14 protein-coding genes are annotated in these 18,936 nt (G+C 49.1%); 7 read left to right on the top strand and 7 right to left on the bottom strand.

Translation table 11 applies throughout. From position 1 onward, the window contains the following. Window positions 1-44 precede the first annotated feature (44 nt). Window positions 45-1,649: a type 2 periplasmic-binding domain-containing protein gene (locus FHS17_RS25565; protein WP_167281365.1), complete on the top strand. Its 1,605-nt coding sequence runs from the start codon at window positions 45-47 to the stop codon at window positions 1,647-1,649. A 68-nt stretch (window positions 1,650-1,717) separates the two neighbouring features. On the opposite strand, the gene FHS17_RS25560 is transcribed toward FHS17_RS25565, so the two are convergent. Further along, window positions 1,718-4,018, bottom strand: a complete 2,301-nt coding sequence (locus FHS17_RS25560) for a helix-turn-helix domain-containing protein (protein ID WP_167281363.1) — start codon at window positions 4,016-4,018, stop codon at window positions 1,718-1,720. 113 nt (window positions 4,019-4,131) lie between these two features. On the opposite strand from FHS17_RS25560, the gene FHS17_RS25555 reads away from it, so the two are divergent. From FHS17_RS25555 to FHS17_RS25545, 3 genes are read left to right on the top strand one after another with little or no spacing between them, the layout of a single operon-like run. Continuing rightward, the gene (locus FHS17_RS25555; RefSeq protein ID WP_167281361.1) at window positions 4,132-5,157 is read left to right on the top strand and encodes a carbohydrate-binding family 9-like protein; all 1,026 of its coding nucleotides are present in this window, start codon (window positions 4,132-4,134) and stop codon (window positions 5,155-5,157) included. Window positions 5,158-5,162: 5 nt separating this feature from the next. After that, complete coding sequence (locus tag FHS17_RS25550; RefSeq protein ID WP_167281358.1) at window positions 5,163-7,787, top strand: transglutaminase domain-containing protein; 2,625 nt, start codon at window positions 5,163-5,165, stop codon at window positions 7,785-7,787. Between the two features lie 26 nt (window positions 7,788-7,813). Further along, a complete protein-coding gene (locus FHS17_RS25545; protein ID WP_167281356.1) occupies window positions 7,814-8,848 on the top strand; it encodes a glycoside hydrolase family 18 protein in 1,035 nt (344 codons plus the stop codon). 49 nt (window positions 8,849-8,897) lie between these two features. Here FHS17_RS25545 and FHS17_RS25540 read toward each other — a convergent pair whose 3' ends face one another. The 3 genes from FHS17_RS25540 to FHS17_RS25530 all read right to left on the bottom strand — a co-directional run bounded on the left by FHS17_RS25540 (window position 8,898) and on the right by FHS17_RS25530 (window position 11,548). After that, the gene (locus FHS17_RS25540) at window positions 8,898-9,395 is read right to left on the bottom strand and encodes a DinB family protein (protein WP_167281354.1); all 498 of its coding nucleotides are present in this window, start codon (window positions 9,393-9,395) and stop codon (window positions 8,898-8,900) included. Window positions 9,396-9,407: 12 nt separating this feature from the next. Then, complete coding sequence (locus FHS17_RS25535) at window positions 9,408-10,226, bottom strand: alpha/beta fold hydrolase (RefSeq protein WP_167281352.1); 819 nt, start codon at window positions 10,224-10,226, stop codon at window positions 9,408-9,410. A gap of 92 nt (window positions 10,227-10,318) precedes the next feature. Then, the gene (locus FHS17_RS25530; RefSeq protein WP_167281350.1) at window positions 10,319-11,548 is read right to left on the bottom strand and encodes a YbfB/YjiJ family MFS transporter; all 1,230 of its coding nucleotides are present in this window, start codon (window positions 11,546-11,548) and stop codon (window positions 10,319-10,321) included. 117 nt (window positions 11,549-11,665) lie between these two features. Here FHS17_RS25530 and FHS17_RS25525 point away from each other — a divergent pair, with 117 nt between their 5' ends. Continuing rightward, window positions 11,666-12,565: a LysR family transcriptional regulator gene (locus tag FHS17_RS25525; protein WP_167281348.1), complete on the top strand. Its 900-nt coding sequence runs from the start codon at window positions 11,666-11,668 to the stop codon at window positions 12,563-12,565. Window positions 12,566-12,591: 26 nt separating this feature from the next. Here FHS17_RS25525 and FHS17_RS25520 read toward each other — a convergent pair whose 3' ends face one another. Both FHS17_RS25520 and FHS17_RS25515 read right to left on the bottom strand, forming a co-directional pair. Then, on the bottom strand, window positions 12,592-13,194 hold the full coding sequence (locus tag FHS17_RS25520) for a class I SAM-dependent methyltransferase (RefSeq protein WP_167281345.1): 603 nt from the start codon (window positions 13,192-13,194) through the stop codon (window positions 12,592-12,594). A 77-nt stretch (window positions 13,195-13,271) separates the two neighbouring features. Then, window positions 13,272-13,853, bottom strand: coding sequence for a TetR/AcrR family transcriptional regulator (locus FHS17_RS25515; protein ID WP_167281343.1), 582 nt, complete (start codon window positions 13,851-13,853; stop codon window positions 13,272-13,274). Between the two features lie 267 nt (window positions 13,854-14,120). On the opposite strand from FHS17_RS25515, the gene FHS17_RS25510 reads away from it, so the two are divergent. Beyond that, entirely contained in the window at window positions 14,121-15,278 is a 1,158-nt protein-coding gene (locus tag FHS17_RS25510; RefSeq protein WP_167281341.1) for an MFS transporter, read from the top strand. Between the two features lie 92 nt (window positions 15,279-15,370). Beyond that, a complete protein-coding gene (locus FHS17_RS25505) occupies window positions 15,371-17,377 on the top strand; it encodes a catalase (RefSeq protein ID WP_243865541.1) in 2,007 nt (668 codons plus the stop codon). Between the two features lie 66 nt (window positions 17,378-17,443). On the opposite strand, the gene FHS17_RS25500 is transcribed toward FHS17_RS25505, so the two are convergent. Next, entirely contained in the window at window positions 17,444-18,859 is a 1,416-nt protein-coding gene (locus tag FHS17_RS25500) for an MDR family MFS transporter (protein WP_167281339.1), read from the bottom strand. Window positions 18,860-18,936 lie beyond the last annotated feature (77 nt).

The following is an 18,936-nucleotide window of genomic DNA, read 5'->3' as shown; positions in this document are numbered from 1 at the left end:
CGACTTACCATAGGTGCACCCAAACTATAAAGGGAGTTGTTGTCATGAATAAGATTCGTAAGGCATCATTGATCCTCCTTAGTCTAACAACATCCGCAGCACTGCTTCAGGCCTGCGGCGCAAATTCAAACGATGGTAACACAGGTACGACAAACACGAACGTTAGCAAAGGAGCTATTAGTAAAGATGCCTTCCCAATTGTGGACAAGCCGCTCACGCTCAAGATGATGTCGCAAGACGTCGGTGTTGCCGATTGGAATAAGATGCCGGTCATGCAAGAGATGGAGAAAATAACGGGCATCCATATGGAATACCAGAACTCCCCGGTCGACAGCTTTGCAACAAAGAAGAACCTCGTGTTCGCAAGCGGCGACCTGCCGGATGTTTTCTATGCCGCGGAACTGACGTCCGCTGAACAAGTCACGTATGGAACACAGGGCGTGCTCCTGCCGCTTGAAAAGTATATCGATGGCGGCTATGCACCAAATATCAAGAAAATTTTTGATGAGTATCCCGACATTCGCAAGTCGTACACAACACCTGACGGCCATATCTATTCCTTGCCAAACATCGATCTGTCCGCCGTGTGGTACCGTGGGCCAATGTGGTACAACGGCAAATTCCTGAAAGCGTTGAATGCCGAAGAGCCGAAGACAACCGAAGAGCTGTACAGCTATCTAAAACGGGTCAAAGAAGAAGATCCAAACGGCAACGGCAAGCAGGACGAAATCCCGCTCACTTCCGTTAAGCTCGACGATCTGCGCATGTACTTCCTCGGCTTCTGGGGCATCTACAACGAAGTGTATTATGCCGACAAGGAAGGCAAAGTACACTATTCACCTCAAGAAGAAGGCTATAAAGGCTACTTGACGTTCCTGAACCGTCTATGGAAAGAAGAGTTGCTGGACCACGAGACCTTCTCACAAACCGATGATCAGAAGACAGCAAAAGGCAAAAATAACCAGGTCGCTTTGTTTAACAATTGGTTCCCGTACTTCATGCTTGGCGGCGAGCCTAGCGGTGACAATCCACTCATGACGCCGGTAAAGAGCGAAATAGCTGGATCTCCGGTATACGGTAAGCATCCGGGACTCTCCACGAACGGTACCTTTGCCATCACAAGCTCGAATCCATCGCCGGAAGCGTCGATGCGCTGGGTCGACTACCTATACGGCTATGATGGCGCTACATTATTTGCACAAGGTCCGGAGAACATGCTGTGGAAGTACAAGAACAAGGATACGCATGAGAAAGAATGGCTGCCGCTAGAGGCTGGCCAAGACCGTGAAGAGCTTCGCGGCACGCTGACGCCGAACTACGGCATTCCGGCGCCAGGCATGGGCTCGGCTGAGCTGACCAAAGGCTTGAGGAGCGAATTCGACAGCTGGCTTGATCAACAGAATGCGGAGAAGCTGACGCCAATTGCCAAGTCACCATTCCCGTACGTCTATCTGACGAATGACCAGCAGACAGAAGCAACGGCGCTGCTGGCAGATCTGGGCACATACGTGACACAGATGGAAGCAAAATTCGTAACTGGACAAGAGCCGCTTTCCAATTGGGACAAGTATGTAGCTCAACTTAAGAAAATGGGCAGCGACAAGATCGTTGAGCTTTACCAAAGCGCCTACGACAGCTGGAACAAGTAACGACAATTTATGATTAAAAAGCAAATAGCCAACCTTTCCCGGCGCTTAACCGGGGGTTGGCTATTGTACTATTCATCTTCAAGTTCGGAAAATTGCCGAGCTTGTTCGTTTTCCGAGAACAGCTTGCGATATTGTCCAGGTGTATAGCCGGTTTCTTTTTTAAACTTGCGTGTGAAGTTTGGCGTATCCTGGTAGCCGACGCGAAGAATGATGTCCTTCAGCGGGTCGCTTGTGGTCTTGAGCTGCTGGATCACCATTTCGAGCCGCTTCTGCCAAATGTATTGGATGAAATTCTGCCCGATCTTCTCTTTGAAGGAACGGCTGACATGCGAAGGTGAAACGCCAAATGTAAAGGCAACTGATTCGAGACTCAGTGAATGATCCGTATACCTTTCGTCGATATAAGCGGCGATACGCTCCATTAAGGTCTGTTCTTCCTTCCGGTTGTTCTGCTCTACTTGATTGCAGATGCGGGAGGCCAGCGTCAGGAAGGTGCGTTCCAGCTCGTCCAGGGAATTGCCGTAGATTGCAGCAGGGGCCATATCTTGGGCAGCACTGTGAATACCCAGCTCGGATGCCGTTTTTAACATTGTATTCAACAGATCGAAGCAAATGCAGCGTGTAAGCAAAGCGGAAACTTGCGTCGTCTGCAGATTCCGAAACACCGATTCTATAATGGGCTCGGCAACATCATAGCTGCCCTGCTTCAAGCTTTGTGCAAGCTTCATCAACGTGTTATTTGGAATCCAATCCGCATGCTGCGGTTCGTCGGAGAGCCTCTCGAAATAGGTGATGCTGCCCGGCTCGATAGAAGACCGGAGCTCAAAGGCTGAGCAAGCCTCAATAAAGGACTGATTCAGCTGATCCGGGCTATCATAGCAGGTGCCAACGCCGATGCCGATCATTGGGATGTCGTCCATAATGGCAAGCACACGGCTTCGCATGGCTTCCACGATCTCGCGGACGCGGTTGAATGTTTCCGCTTGATCAACGTTCAGATCGAAGCTGAAGATAAGCCCCAGCTGATCCAGCTGGGAAAGCTCGACACCGTACCCGACTGCTTTCAGCTCCGGGAACTCGATCTGGTTCAGCAGTCTAATCAGTTCTTGCCTATCGCTTGGGGAACCGCCTTTGTTGCCCGATCCGATAACCACAACAAAATGGTGCGAACGGTCGAAGCGAAGATCAAACACCTGCAGCAGTTCAGGAGTCAGACTTTGAACATTGCCGTACTTCAGCAGCATCGACAAGAAGTGATTACGCGCGAAAGGCTCTTGAAGATCAATCCGTGAACTGTATTCCTGCAGTGTGGACCGAATTCGGTCCAGCTCGTTGCCGGGGGCTTCAGCGCCCCCTTGCTGGCGGTTCTTATTCGACTTGGATGCGGCGAATTGTACAAGCATCGAGATCGGCTGGTACTGCATTCTGGCAAGCACAAGCGCAATAGCCGCTCCAACAAGGACGATGATACAAAACAACAGAATGATGAAGCTGCGTACATGCAGCACACTGCTGAAGAATTGTGCGCTTGGCATCGCTGTAACGTATGTCCAGCCGTTATTTTGTGATTTGACGGAGACGACGGAGTGCGGCTTGCCGTTAATGGTCTGCTCGTGAATGCCGGGTTCCAGGTTAATCAGCGATTTCGCTGCCGCACTGGTCATTGCTTCTCCTTGGCGGTTATCGACAAGAATATGGCCTTCGTTATCAAGAATAAAAGTAAGGCCTTGATAGTTCCCGAGTATGGAATCAATTAGGCTGGTGAGCTCGGACTCTCGGATGAGATACATAACCGTGCCATGCGGCGTTGGACTGTTCGGTGTGATGGGAATGAGATAAGCCAGCATACTGTCCGAGATCTTCGAAGATTTCGTAACGGTATCGGCTGGCCGCATCGTCGGATATTTGACCGTGTTCAGGTCAAGGAACAGCTTATCCGTCGGCCAGTTTCCAAAGCTGAAGACCTTAGCGAAAACGTCGAAATTGTAGAGACCTTTGCTGGAATATATTTTCTCGTCTTGATGGAAATAGAGCAGCAGCTCCCCGATTATTGAGCTGGTCGATTTGTATTGATCCAGCCCTTGAATCGCTTCGCCGCTGTAGATCGGGTCGTGAACACGGTAGGGCGTAAGCCGGTTATCGTAGGAGATACGGGAAGCGATCTCGCTCAGTTCCTTGATCCGGCCATCGACAATAACCTTAGCCTGAGTCAACTGATTCGACCGGGATTGCTCGATTTCCGATCGCAGGCTGCTGACCGCATTTTGGTAAATGAAGATGGTCATCAGAATTAAAGGGATTAACAATATAAACAAATAGGACCAGATGTATTTCAGGAAAAGCTTTGATTTAAAGTAGTTCTTTATCAAAACATGCTGCCCCCTGTGCGTCCCGCCGTGAATATATTTACCAATCATATCAACTTTTAATTTTTTTGCCCATAGCGCGAAGGAACGTAAAACCAACAACGGAGGATGAGAATATGAACAGAAGCGGAGTGCCGGAGCCAAAAATAGCCTACGCACCTGAACACTATCTATGCCGACGAGCGCAGGAGCCGCTTGAGCTGGACGGCCGCGTCGATAAGTCGTTCTGGGCGGCTGCGGAATGGACCGGGGATTTTGTTGATATCGAGGGCGATCTCCGTCCCAAGCCCGCAAAGCAGACGAGGGTCAAAATGCTGTGGGACGACGAATATTTCTACTTCGCAGCGGAGCTGATCGAGGATCAGATTTGGGCAACGCTGACAGAGCGTGATTCGGTCATTTTTCACGATAATGATTTCGAGATCTTCATTGATCCCGACGGCGACAGCCACCACTACTACGAATTTGAAATCAATGCGCTGAATACAGTGTGGGATTTGCTGCTGGTCAAGCCCTACCGGGACGGCGGCCCGCCGGTGAACAGCTGGGATATCGCAGGACTGAAGACCGCCGTGCATATTGACGGTGAGCTTAATTGTCCTTCTGCAGCTAACCGCATGTGGAGCATTGAAGTGGCGATGCCTTGGACCAGCTTACGGGAATGCGCTGCCGGTGGGCGGCCGCCGTCTTCCGGTGAATTCTGGCGCGTCAATTTCTCGCGTGTCGAGTGGCAAGCCGAGGTACACGAAGGCAAGTACCGTAAAGTCATCAATCCGGAGACGGATAAGCCGTATCCCGAAGATAATTGGGTGTGGTCACCGATGGGTCTCGTCAATATGCATTATCCAGAGCTGTGGGGTTACGTCGTATTTACAGATGAGTATGGCGAGCCTTCGGCGTTTGAGCTTCCGGCAGATGAGCAGATCAAATGGGAGCTGCGCCGGCTCTACTACCGCGAACGCAACTATTTCGAAGCGCATGGTGAATTTGCTAGGGATGCCAAGCTTCTGATGGGCGAGGAATGCTGGAGCATTGAGCCCGTCATTGAAACGACGAGCAGCCTATTCCAGATTAAAGTGCCATCCGCGGACCAGCAATCCGTGTTCTGTATTCGTGAAGACGGGAAGTTATGGAGGGAGTGACCCTAATGACAATACCAAAGACAATATTTTCACTGGATCATGAGGCTTTGGAGCGGATAGAACGCAAATTTCGTTTGAAACAGCAGCTTGCCGCAGGGCGGCAGCGAGAGCTGTTTGGTATTTTCCAAGAAGAGCTGACAGAAGAAGAACTATGGGCTTTAAAGTACTTATTCGCTTACATGCCGGTTAACGACATGGCCGATTACGACGGTTCCTTATTCTTAAGCCATGTGCGGCAGACGCTGGACATCCGAAGGAAGATGCCGTGGAGTATTCCAGACGATCTCTTCCTGCATTTCGTATTGCCCTACCGGGTCAATACCGAGAATATCGAAGATTCACGCGGCATCCTATACCAAGAATTAGCGGAGCGTACGGCACATCTATCGATGGCTGATGCCATACTGGAGACGAATTACTGGTGCCAGGAAAAAGCGACATACATAGGCAGCGATCTGCGCACGTTATCGCCGCTCTCCATGATTCGGAACGCGCGTGGACGCTGCGGCGAAGAGTCGACGCTTGCCGTAGCCGCGCTGCGCAGCATTGGCATTCCCGCCCGCCAGGTATATACGCCGCGCTGGGCCCACTGCGACGATAATCATGCATGGGTGGAAGCGTGGGCCGACGGACAGTGGCACTATATTGGGGCATGCGAGCCAGAAGCCCGTCTCGACCAGGGTTGGTTCACGCCGCCCGCGCGCCGGGCCATGCTGGTCAACACGAGGATCCTCGCAGATTATCGTGGGCCCGAAGACATTACCCTTGCCCACGAATGGTACACGGAGATCAACTTGCTCGATAACTACGCTCCTACCGGAATGATTCGGGCTGTGGTGAAAGATGTGCACAGTGCGCCTGTTGCAGGTGCGGAGGTCCGATTCGAACTGTACAACATGGCCGAATTATTCCCGATTGCCATTGTGCCAACAAATAGCGAAGGCAAGGTCACCTTTAAGACAGGTCTCGGGGATCTAGTCATTCGCGCAGTGAAAGACGGTCGATGGGCCGAGACGAAAATCTCAGTATTAGATCACGACTTGAACCTAGTGGAGCTTGTCCTGAACGAATCGGAGCAGCCAGCAGGATGTGTTGACTTCAATATGGTTCCGCCTCCCGAGAGAGAAGGAGAGCCTTTGGAGCCGCTGACTGAAGCAAAGATTAAGCGGCATAGTAGCCGTCTAGAGGAAGGAGCTCGATGCCGGACCTCGTATGAGGGAACTTTCCTCTGCGAGTCCGATGCCACCTCACTTGCGGAAGAGACGGGACTGCCTTCGGATCGTGTATGGAACATCCTTCGGAATGCGCGGGGCAACAGCCGTGAGATCGCAGCCTTTTTGCGGGAGCAGTCAGGCGCATTTGGTGAGTGGCCGCTGCGCCTCTTAGAAACGCTGCCGAGTAAGGATTTAATTGATACATTCCGCCCTGTGCTTGAGGATCATTTGATTGGTGCACTCTCGAGTCGAGGCACGCTGGATGAAGAAAATTTTGTTCGTTACGTGCTTTGTCCGCGAGTACTGCATGAGATGCTGGTTCCTTATAGAAAGCTGCTACGAGCTGCATTCACGGCGGAGGAAGTCGCTTCCTTTCAAGCTGATCCTTCGCTGGTTGCCCACAGCTTGCAAGAGAACTTTGAGGTTTGGACAGATCTGCCGAATCTAATAGGCCGGGGAAATCCTGCAGGAACTTATAAGCTGAAGCTGGGAGATCCGTTATCACTGGATATTCTGTTTGTAGCCATCTGCCGCAGCTTAGGTATCCCGGCACGTCTGCATCCGAGCGAACAAACAGCCCAATATTTACAGCAGGATAGTTGGTTCGACGCCGAGATCACAGTGGAAGTATCCTCCGGAAGCGAGTGTGAAGCACCTAAAGATCGCGGGCTGTTACGGTTGAACAAAGATACTGCCGGAGGGCAGGAACTGCCGGTCGCCTCCTATGCAGAGAATTTCACATTCGCCCGTCTAGAGAACGGTGTTTACCAAACGTTAGTGTATCCTCACGGCAAGACGGATATCTACGATGAGCCATTTGAAGTGCAAGCAGGCCAATACCGGTTGACAACGGGCATTCGTCTGAAGGATGGTACGGTGCGCGTACGCCTCTCGTATTTTGCTGTGCGTGCTGGAGCAATAACGGAAGTGACACTGACATTCCGAGAAACGACGATGGCTTTTCCGGTACTCGGCGTATTCGACCGCAACAGGGAGATTACCCTGCAAGGCGGCGAGTCAGCCATGCTAGAGCAGATCCTCGGAACGGAAGGCGCTATTGTCGCCTGGATTGAGCCGGAACGGGAACCGACCAAGCATTTGCTCCGTGAGCTGATGGAGTTGTCTGAGCAGCTCAATCAACTGAAGGTACCGATTATCCTGCTCACCAGCAACATGGAACGAACTGCATCCGACAGCTTTTCCGAATATCCGAAGCTGCCTTTGCATACCGTGTTTGTTCGTGAATCAAGCCCTTTGCCAGACACATTCGTCCAAGCATCGGCGACCGAAGCCGGATTCCCACATCTGCTCGCCCTAGACCGCCAAAATCAAATTCGTTATACCGCTTCTGGCTACAGAATCGGTAATGTGAAAGAAGCCATACAAGTGATGACTAGTCTCATTCCTTACGAATAGAAACAGAACGGAGCGGATAAACAACAATGGAAAAACAATATTTTAAAGTAGGTTATGTGAGCGATTCGGCGCTTCCCGAGATGACACGGGAGGATCTGCTGAAGCTCACGCATATTAACGTGGCGTTTGGCCATGTTCGGCAGGATGAAATTGTTACGGAGCATCTAAAGCAAATCGATGCGATTCATACAATTAAGCGCGAAAATCCTGGGCTGAAGGTACTCCTGTCCGTCGGCGGCTGGAGCGCCGGCGGCTTCTCCGAAGCAGCATCGACCGAAGAAGGCAGACAAAAGATGGCTGCCTCGGCAGTCCGGGTCATTCGCACACTTCCTTTTGATGGGATCGATTTGGATTGGGAGTACCCTTGTTACGGAGAAGCGGAAATTGCCTCAAGTCCGTCTGACAAACAAAATTTCACGCTGCTGCTCTGCGCAATCCGGGAAGCGCTGGATGCCCAAGGCTCTGAAGATGATTGCCATTATTTGCTCACGATTGCAGCCGGGGCGGACCAGTACTACATTGATGGCACGGAAATGGATAAAGTACAGCAGTATTTGGACTACGTTCAATTGATGACCTACGATATGCGCGGCGGCTTTCAGGTGCTCACCGGCCATCATACCAATCTATATACGCCAACTGGCGATCTGTTCCGCATCAGCACGGATGCTTCCGTTCGGATGTTCGTTCGCGCAGGCGTACCGAAGAATAAGATCGTTATCGGCGCTGCCTTCTATTCCCGCAAGTGGAATAGCGTGCCGAACCGAAATAATGGCCTCCACCAGATGGCAGGCAGCGCAGGTGGATACGGCCCATCCTTTACTGAATTGGACGCTGAATACATTAACAAGAAGGACTACATCCGCTACTGGGACAGTGAAGCTTGCGCTCCATTCTTATTCAACGGATCGACCTTCATCTCTTATGAAGACGAGCAATCACTGCGCTGCAAATGCGAGTATGTGATGAGCCAGGGGCTTGCAGGCATTATGTTCTGGGAGTACAGCTGTGATGAGACACATCGTCTGTTGAATGCGATTAATGAAGGACTCTTGAAATAGGATACCGGATAAAGCAAAGAGAGTGGCCTTAGCCGCTCTCTTTGCTTGCTTATAGCGGTGGCGTCACTCCTAATTGCGCCCACCCCTCCTTGGAGGGACCGTATACGGCAGGTATAGGCAATCCCGCTTGGCGCATCAGTACCGTCACCTGACCACGATGGTGAACGATGTGCTTGATCAATCCCATAAAGATCGTCGCGTTCGACTCCATTCTTCCGAATGCTTTTTGGATTTGCTTCAACGTATCATCTGTCCATTGTTCTTGAAGAGAATGGGTCACCTGGGAGCTTACCACTTTAAAGACCTCTGCAATTTCCTTTGCGGTAGGCACCTCGCTCTGATTTGGCACTTTCGCTATCGAGACTCCAAATTCATTTAAATAATCCGGAATGTTCGAAACGAAATGCCATGCGATTCTTCCCAACGTGCGTCCTTCAGGATAAACCTGCTGCAGGAGTGCTTCATCGGTCAAGCTATCTAATATTCTCTGGGTTAATCCGGCTTCCCGCTTCCACTCAGCGATTATATCTTCAACTGTACAATACATCTTCTCATCCCCTTATTTTAGTTCCATTAGAAAATGGTTGACTGTGTGATGATATCCATTCAAGTCCTCGGAATGAACACCATGACCACACTGTTCGAACACGACAAGCTTAGTGCCCGGCCTTCTTTCTTCCATTCGTCGTGCTTGCTCGGTATCAAGAATGAAGCTCTTACCGCCATGAATTAGCAGGATCGGGCATCTCGAACCTAGCCAATCCTCCCACCACACCCCGTTGGATTGAGGAACAGATGCTTGCAGTCCCTTCAGATCCGTTCGGAATCCCCAACCGTATTCATCCTCCAACACACTTTCAGCAAAATAATCGATAGCTCGGAGTCCTACACTTGCAAGCGATTCTCTCAACTCCTTTAGAGAGGACGACCGGAAAGGAAGTTTGTCTGCAAAGGAGAAATCGGCGTTAATTTCCACTCCAATATCCTCGACAATAACGGCTTTCACTAGCTCCGGATAACGAGCCGTAAACTGATAAGCATTTAATCCGCCCAAGGAATGTCCAAGAATCGTGACTGGCTGCCCCCCAAGCTCCGACTGAATCAGATTCAGAATATCCTTCACGTAATCCGCTCTTGCGTACTCCTTCCCAGGAGAATGGTCGCTCCAACCATGTCCCCGTTGATCCAGCGCAATCACCCGCCAATCTTTGAAGCGTACGGCCAGCTCCGAGAATGATCTTGCATTAGCCATATACCCATGCAGCATAACGAGCACACGTCCACTATCTCCGCCGTCAAAATCAAGGTAAGAAAGCCGAAGATCCTCCGAGTAAAAAAACTTCCTTGTTGCCAGGCCTTCATGATCGGTATTCATCATCTTGTCGTCACTCCCCTTTGCTCAGCTCTAATCTCCTTCGAACCTAGTTTAATCGCTAATGGTGACAGCTTTTGTCATTGTTATACACTTTATTAGCCGCTTTGAGACAACCCTTGGCTATTAAGCTGTCGTTGTCTTTGTCCATACACACCAGCCAGCACAGCAGCTATTGCCATAAAGATTGCACTAGAAGCAACACCGGTCTGCAAACCATACCTTTCAACCGCAACGCCTCCAACGATGGGGCCGATAATCTGCCCTGCAGCAAAAAAGGCGGTGGCTAAGCTAAGACTTGCCGCATAAGCGTGATGAGGGACATGACGCCGAAGAAGTGCGGTCGTCATCAGCGGAGGGGTAACAAAGGAGACAAGCCCAATCGTAACAGCGCCTATTGCTGTCAAAATCATATGATTGGTGGCGACGCCAAACACACCAATCGTCCCTAAGGTTAACCCTGCCGCAAGCGTGTATCCGCTCGGCCAGCGGTCGATGGCCCTCCCTCCGATCCATCCGTTAAATAAGCCCGCAAATCCTATAGCCGACCAGATCAAACCGGCATAAAGAGATGGAATCCCTTTGCTCACCAGAAAGGGAATTAAATAGGTGAAGTAGATGATGTACCCCGATCCGAAGAAAAAATAAGAACCGATTAAGAACAAAAGCTTCTTAGGATTTAACAGTAGCCGGTACACATTCACGCGTTCCTGCGGATCGGGTTCCACCTGCGAAGGTAATTTCCTGTCCCGCTTCCCTGAGACAACGTCGAAACCAATCGCGGCAATTACACCAAACACGCCCATGGCCATCCAAGCATTCCGCCAACCATCCAAGTGCGAAGGGTCTATGGTCAAGGGGGCGAATAAACCCGTCACCAAAATGCCGGCGGAACCACCCAGCCATATTAATCCCGACGCTACTCCCCTCTCTGCTGGTCGAACGGCATCCATTGCAATGGATAGCACTAACACTGTGGCGATGGCCGATAACAAGCCAATGACAAACCGCCATAGTCCGAGCTGAATGAACTGATGACTAAATGCCGAGCCGATCATGGCCAAACCAAGCAGGAGACACGATACTCGATTAATGACATGCTTTTGATTAGGGAACCACGAGATCAACGGCGAAAGACATAATGTTCCGATCAAATAACCAATAAAGTTGACCGTACCTAACATGCCCAGCTGACTGTAGCTCCCCCCGATCCCTCTCTGAATTCCTGGCAGGAATATGCCGTAGGAGAGCCGGGAAAAGCCAAGAATGACGACAAATAACAGTGATGCCCACAGAGTAATCCAGTTGAATGCGGATTTCGTGCCCATTGCCTCATCTTCTCCCAAAAATAATTTGTTGACCCTAGTGTAAATTTAAGGGAAAGTTTTGTAAAATTGAATTAAATGAATAAATTGTTCATATATCTCAAACCAAAGGTGATGACAATGGATCTTCGAGCTTTAAAAACCTTCGAAGCTTGTGTACGTCTTGGCCATTTTCAGAAGGCTGCTGAGGAACTCCAGTATGCTCCTTCTACGGTAACCCTACAGATTCAGCGCCTCGAAGCTGATCTAGGTGTTTCTTTATTCGTACGCGACGGCAAGCGTGTAATCGTGACCGAAGCCGGAAGGTGGCTTCATCGTGAGGCCTCGGTCCTGCTGAAGTCGGTCGGTTCCATCAGACAGACTGTATCTGATATCGCGGCGGGTGATGACGGCTCCGTTCGTTTCGCCGCTATCGAGCCCATTGCAAGCCAGAAACTGGCGAGCGTTATAGCCGACTTTTATAAGACTCGTCCAAAAGTGGAGTTAACGATGGAAGTGAGCGGCAGCAAATCGATTATAGACAGGGTTCGAACCAGCGAGCTGGACTTTGGCATATGCTCAGCCCCAGCAGCAAATCTTATGCTGGAGTTTGAGCCTTTAATCGAGGAAAGATTAGGGGTTATGTTACATGTGAATCACCCTTTAGCGGGTCAGGTCAGCATCGCAGCGAGTGACCTCGCGGGGCTAACCGTCCTGGTCAAAGAACCCACTTGTGTCTATAGGGAGCTCTGGGAAACGACACTTTGTCCAGTTGGGCAGCGCCCTCTCAACAGCATCGAGGTTGGAAGCTTCTATGTGATTCAACAAATGGTTAAAGCAGAATTTGGTGTGGGTATTGTTCCGATGTACAGCGGTCTGGAACTCGAAGGTTACTCGGTCATCAGACCCCTCAGCGATCTGAACGCCATCCTGGGAATAGGCATTGTTTATAAGGATAAACACCTCTTAGGGAAGGCCACGTCATTATTAATGAACGCCATAAGAGATGCCTGTGTAAAAACAAAAAGCCACTCCGAATAATGGAGTGGCTTTTCCCGTCTAAGGGTTTACTTTTGAGCATCAAGAATGAACATCGAGGCATCCTGTGCCATGAATATTTTACTCCCATGATAAAAAGTTTTGGATTGAATATTGTTGTAGCCTATTCGAGTCATCACGTCAGCTAGTTCGGCTTGATTAAATCCGTTATGAACCATATCCGAAACGACATTTTCATTTTTATCAAAATCAACGATCATTATATGTCCACCTTCATTGAGAACATCAAATAATCTGGATAATACGAATTCAACATCCGGAATGTGGAGCAGAACCTGAGCCATGAATATATAATCGGCGCGTATATCCGACAGACCATCCTGTTCAAAATCAAAGCATAATGTAGCTGCATTCTTAATATTCAGATCAGAAATTTTTTGCTCTATTTGATTAATCATGTTTGGTGATGTATCGAGAAAAAGCACAGAGTTAAACTCGTCTAACAAATTCAATCCCACAAGACCCGTTCCACACCCAAAATCGATAGCATTCTTGCTGCCAGCGTCAACTACATATTCACGAATGGCATCTGATGAAACCTTTGCAATTTGGATTCTTCCAGGACTGTCATAGGTATGAGCGATCATTTCAAACTTATCTGTATTTGCCATCAATTTCTCTCCGATCCAGCTTTAAAAAAATAAAATTGTTTCATGTGGAACAAACAAGTCAATTCAATCACGTGATTCTATCTTAATAATGTAAGTATTTCTTTTATTGAATGATCAACAAATACTCGTTCAGGACGAGATTTCATGAAAACAGTAAGTCCTATTAACTGTATAACCAGAGTTTGCGCTAGAGCCTTTGCGTTAATACCGGTATCAAGCTCACCTGAGCGCATCCCTCGTTCAATCGTTTCTTGGAATATGACCGAGAGATACATCTGATGTTCTCTTGTGAGAATTTCAAATTTCTCATCATGAGGCGCAAGCTCTACCATTGAATTGATGCAAAAGCACCCCCAGTTTGGACATTCCTCATATTCCTTTGCCAGCATATTTTCAAAAAAGGCACGGAATGCCTCCCTAACAGAAGAATTGTTTTGAAGATTGGTGCGAACATAGGCAGCATGGGAACTCGTATATTTACGCAACGCAGCTTCAAATAGTCCCTTCTTGTCCCCAAAGGTGGAGTATATGCTTGGACGCTGAATGCCCATTCTGGCTGTCAAGTCGCTTAAAGACGTAGCCTCGAACCCTTTTTCCCAAAATAGCTGCATAGCTGCATCTAATGCCTTTCCCTCATCAAATTCGCGTTGTCGGGCCATAATAACCCCTCTTTTCATATCGATCGGTATATTATAATTTTATGAGATGAGGATTGTGCTGTCAATCATATTAAGCTTTAACCGTTCACTACAGTAGTCTATTGACAGCAAACTTTTCCTGCAGTTATATTTAACAGGCAGTATTTCATACTGATCAGTACGTTATTATTCACATGGTAAACGTAAATTTAGGGAGGTGTTATCTTGGGGAATCTTGAACCCGCTCAAAAAACGCTCACAGCATCAAAATCTGTACCCGCATCTTTGATGTCTCGCAATGTTGCCCTTTTATTTGCAATCGCCTGCGGACTGGCAGTCGCCAACATCTATTACGCGCAGCCCTTGCTGGACGCCATTGCAACCGAGTTCGGTATTACTCATTCATCCGTCGGTATGGTTATTACAATCACTCAGGTTTGTTACGCACTTGGCCTGCTGCTGCTAGTCCCCCTCGGAGATTTATTAAATCGGCGATTGCTGATCGCTGGACAGTTGCTAGTATCCGTGCTGGCTTTGATAGTGGTTGGCACCGCCCCCACCAGCATGGTGTTATTCATAGGCATAGCTGTGGTTGGATTGCTTGCCGTAGTAACACAGACGCTCGTTGCGTTCGCGGCAACCTTGGCTGCCCCAGCCGAACGAGGACGTGCCGTTGGTGTTGTGACAAGTGGAATCGTGATTGGTATTCTACTAGCGCGAACTTTTGCTGGCGTATTAACGGATTTTGCCGGCTGGCGTTCTGTCTACCTTGTCTCTGCGGGATTAACGCTAATCATGGCATGTGTATTGTTTCGGGTACTGCCGCATGATGAGCACAAAAGAGAATCATTATCCTACTTACAGCTGCTTCGTTCGTTGATCACATTGTTCGCACAAGAACGAATCCTGCTAATCCGTGGTACACTGGCCCTAATGATTTTTGCAGCGTTCAGTATATTATGGACTTCCCTAGTGCTGCCTCTCAGCACTCCACGGCTTTCTCTTTCACATACTGCGATTGGGGCGTTTGGTCTCGCTGGAGTTGCCGGGGCGTTAGCAGCAGCGCGAGCAGGTCGTCTTGCCGATCGGGGTTTAGGACAGAAGACCACAGGCGTGGCATTAATTCTGCTGCTTATATCATGGTTGCCAATAAGTTATACTCCTCATTCGCTCCTTGCATTAATCGTCGGCATTGTCCTTCTTGATCTGGCGGTGCAAGCCGTACATGTCACCAATCAGAGTATGATCCTTGCTTTACGCCCTGAGGCACGCAGCAGGCTTACTGCTGGTTATATGATTTTCTATTCCATTGGCAGCGCCACCGGGTCAATTGCATCGACCAGTATCTATGCTTACTCAGGCTGGAACGGTGTCTGCTTGTTAGGCGCCATTGTCAGTGCCTTGGCTTTTCTATTCTGGGCATTAACCCATCGTATAGGGAAATAAGTTTTCTTCGACAATACGATTAAATCCTAGCAAATAGGGTATTTGAACGTAAGGTACTTTTTACGTGAATAAATACCGCTAGGAGGATTCAAATGGACAATAAGAAGATGGAGCAATTGAAGAGATACACGGTTAACAACGAAGATAAGCATGGTTTGACGACAAACCAGGGGCTCAAAATGGCTGAGGACGAGTTTTCTTTGAAGGCGGGACAACGCGGACCCACTCTTATGGAGGATTTCCATTTTCGCGAGAAGATGACTCACTTCGATCATGAGCGCATTCCCGAACGAATCGTTCATGCACGCGGCGTAGGGGCGCATGGATTTTTTCAACTTTATGAATCCTTAGAAGACTACACCAAGGCGGATTTCCTTACCGATCCATCCAAAATTACGCCTGTATTCGTACGCTTTTCCACGGTGCAAGGATCAAGGGGATCCAATGATACCGTTCGAGACGTGCGCGGATTTGCAACTAAGTTCTACACGGATGAGGGTAACTATGACTTGGTGGGCAACAACATGCCTGTTTTCTTTATTCAGGATGCCATCAAGTTCCCCGATTTTGTCCACGCCGTTAAACCTGAGCCGCATAATGAAATCCCCCAAGGTGCCAGCGCCCATGATACGTTCTGGGATTTCGTCGGGCAGAATCCGGAGACTGCCCACATGGTCATGTGGGCTATGAGCGATCGCGCTATTCCGCGCAGCTTGCGCATGATGGAAGGCTTTGGTGTGCATACCTTCCGTTTAATAAACGCGGCAGGACGATCCCATTTCGTCAAATTTCACTGGAAGCCCGTCTTAGGGATACACTCCTTAGTTTGGGATGAAGCCCAGCAAATAGCGGGCAAAAATCCAGATTTCCATAGAGAAGATTTATATGAAGCAATTGAGAAAGGTCTATATCCCGAGTGGGAGCTTGGCCTGCAGCTCATTCCAGAAGAGGATGAGCATAAGTTCGACTTTGATATTTTAGATCCAACCAAACTGTGGCCGGAAGAGGAAGTTCCCGTGAAACGGGTCGGTAAAATGACCTTGAACCAAAATGTTAGCAATTTCTTTGCGGAGACGGAGCAGGTAGCCTTTCACCCTGGTCATGTCGTGCCCGGTATTGATTTCTCGAATGATCCCCTCTTGCAAGGGCGGTTATTCTCCTATACCGATACTCAATTGTCGCGACTAGGCGGCCCTAATTTCCACCAGATTCCGATCAATCGGCCTGTGTGCCCGTTCCATAACAATCAACGTGACGGTATGCATCAGACGACCATTCATGAGGGACAAACAAGCTATCATCGGAACGGTTTGAATGGAAATCAGCCTGCGCCGGTCCCCGCTGAACATGGTGGTTATGAGCATTATCAAGAGCGGATTGACGGGCGCAAAATCAGAGGTCGGAGTGACAGCTTCCTTGACTTCTATTCGCAAGCAAAGCTTTTCTACAACAGTCTAGCTCCTTACGAACAAGAGCATGTAAAGAAGGCTTTCAGCTTCGAGCTGGGCAAATGCAAATCAGATTTGGTTAAAACAAATGCGATTGCCCTCTTGAATCATATCGATCGCAGCTTGGCGCAAGTGGTGGCCGACCACATCGGAACTCCTCTTCCCAAGGAGAACATGGAAGTGAAATCAGACAAAAAATCTCCCGCACTCAGCATGGCCGATACTGTCCTTATGCCGGATACAAGGAAGGTCGCAATTGTTCGGATTGGCGATCCTGATGTAGAACAGTTTGCTGAATGGACGACCGCTCTAACGGAAAATAAGGTCAATTATACGATTGTTGGTGATAAGCTCCATGACTTGCCAAACCCGCTGAGAGTAACGGCTACTTTTGAAACGGTGGACCCTACTCTCTTCGATGCGGTACTATTGGTTAGCAGCGAAGCCGCCATACCGGTGCCTGCATTAGCATTTATCGAAACGACATTTAAGCATTATAAACCACTCGCAGTGGCTCTTAGCGATCAACAAGCCTTAGATAAAGCACGGGTAAAATTAGACGAGGCTGGCGTGTACGATTTAAACAACTCTACAATTCAAGCGTTTATTAGCGGAATCGCGCAAGGCCGTTTCTGGGCACGACAATTATAAATTTGAAACAAAGCCACTCCAGCGAAGGAGTGGCTTTGTTTTGTTATTTAGCTTTCCCACTCTTCCCTATTTTCTTCGATTAGATAAGAACATGATGGGAAGAAAGCAAACGGCTGCAAAACCGACCGACCACCAGAAAGCAACTTGATAGGCAGCAGCAAGCGAAGCAAGACTTACTTCCGTTCCGTGCTTCAGTTGATGACCGATAACTGTCGCCAAGACGGCCGAGCCAAATGCTCCTCCAATCGTCTGGAAGATCCGCGTAGAGATACTTGCATGCGGAATTTGTTCCTTCCGTAATCCTTCATACGCAGATACCATGATCGGAATAAAGATTCCGTTCATAGCCGCTCCGCGCACAAACTGCGCGGCACCAAGCAGGATATGGCTTGTATCCGTACCCGCGAAGGCAAATGGAATGGATGCCGCCAGTGTAATCACCAGGCTAATAAAGACAATGTTTCGGGAACCGACCCGATCCGACATTCCACCGATCCAACTCCTCGTGAGCAGCATCCCAACCCCCTGAGGAATCAAGAGAAGCCCCGTCGCTAGTACGCTCTCTCCGCGGACCTGCTCATAATACAGTGGGAGTAGCAAAAGTGCCCCATTCATCACCATACTCGTGAAGAACAAGATCACGTTCGACGCCAAGAAATGTCGAGACCGGAATAGATGTAAATCCAGCAAAGGAGATTTGCTCGAACGCAAGGCGTACGCGATGTACGCAGCCATTAAGACTATTCCAGCCGCTAGTGGAACAAGAGTTTTTGCTGACGATGCGGAGCTGATCTGCGAGATACCGTAGATGAGACTCGCAAACGCCGGAGATAATAGCAGGAGTCCAATCGTGTCAAATTTCGGCTTATTCGCTGCAGCTTCACCCTTCGGTAAGTGCCTCCAAGACAGCCAAAGCGCAACCAGCATGATCGGGATGTTCACGTAGAAGATCCAGCGCCAGCTCATGTTATCCATAATTAATCCGCCGATGACTGGACCAAGAATCGGACCAATAAGCGTCGGGATGCTGATAATCGCTATCAGCCTTCCGAGACCTTGTCCTCCCGCCGATTGAACAAGTACATTCTGTACCGTCGGGACTAACAGCCCCGCGCCAGCTCCTTGTAATAGCCGGAAGCCAATCAAGCTGCCAGTGTTCCACGCCAGGGAACATAAGAGCGAAGAAATGAAAAACACCCATAGCGAGAACAGATACACGTTCTTCCCGCCAAACCGCTGAATCGCCCATCCCGATACCGGAACCGCCAGCCCCATCGTGAGCACATAACCCGTAATCACCCACTGAGTTGCCGATACCGAACTGTGTAAGTCTACCGCGAGCGTGTTAATCGCCACGTTAATCATTGTCGAGTCGAGCAAGGGAACAATCGCTCCGAGAACAAGGATGAGTGCAATTTTCAAAATACCAGGATCGATTTTTTCTTTGGGAGGCTTAACCGCCTCCGCTTGGCTTTTAGCCATTGTTGTTCACCTTTTTGTCATTTAGGGTACGGTACGTACCGTACCTTATTGAAATACAATATTATAATTCTAGCGAA

This window comes from Paenibacillus lupini (genome assembly GCF_011761355.1).
GTDB lineage: Bacteria > Bacillota > Bacilli > Paenibacillales > Paenibacillaceae > Pristimantibacillus > Pristimantibacillus lupini.
Note: the sequence above shows the minus strand (reverse complement) of the source record. Positions and strands in the feature narration are given on the sequence as shown.

Coding starts and splice junctions, on each gene's coding strand:
- FHS17_RS25565 (WP_167281365.1), top strand. CDS start 45: ATGAATAAGATTCGTAAGGCATCATTGATCCTCCTTAGTCTAACAACA.
- FHS17_RS25555 (WP_167281361.1), top strand. CDS start 4,132: ATGAACAGAAGCGGAGTGCCGGAGCCAAAAATAGCCTACGCACCTGAA.
- FHS17_RS25550 (WP_167281358.1), top strand. CDS start 5,163: ATGACAATACCAAAGACAATATTTTCACTGGATCATGAGGCTTTGGAG.
- FHS17_RS25545 (WP_167281356.1), top strand. CDS start 7,814: ATGGAAAAACAATATTTTAAAGTAGGTTATGTGAGCGATTCGGCGCTT.
- FHS17_RS25540 (WP_167281354.1), bottom strand. CDS start 9,395: ATGTATTGTACAGTTGAAGATATAATCGCTGAGTGGAAGCGGGAAGCC.
- FHS17_RS25535 (WP_167281352.1), bottom strand. CDS start 10,226: ATGATGAATACCGATCATGAAGGCCTGGCAACAAGGAAGTTTTTTTAC.
- FHS17_RS25530 (WP_167281350.1), bottom strand. CDS start 11,548: ATGGGCACGAAATCCGCATTCAACTGGATTACTCTGTGGGCATCACTG.
- FHS17_RS25525 (WP_167281348.1), top strand. CDS start 11,666: ATGGATCTTCGAGCTTTAAAAACCTTCGAAGCTTGTGTACGTCTTGGC.
- FHS17_RS25520 (WP_167281345.1), bottom strand. CDS start 13,194: ATGGCAAATACAGATAAGTTTGAAATGATCGCTCATACCTATGACAGT.
- FHS17_RS25515 (WP_167281343.1), bottom strand. CDS start 13,853: ATGGCCCGACAACGCGAATTTGATGAGGGAAAGGCATTAGATGCAGCT.
- FHS17_RS25510 (WP_167281341.1), top strand. CDS start 14,121: ATGTCTCGCAATGTTGCCCTTTTATTTGCAATCGCCTGCGGACTGGCA.
- FHS17_RS25505 (WP_243865541.1), top strand. CDS start 15,371: ATGGACAATAAGAAGATGGAGCAATTGAAGAGATACACGGTTAACAAC.
- FHS17_RS25500 (WP_167281339.1), bottom strand. CDS start 18,859: ATGGCTAAAAGCCAAGCGGAGGCGGTTAAGCCTCCCAAAGAAAAAATC.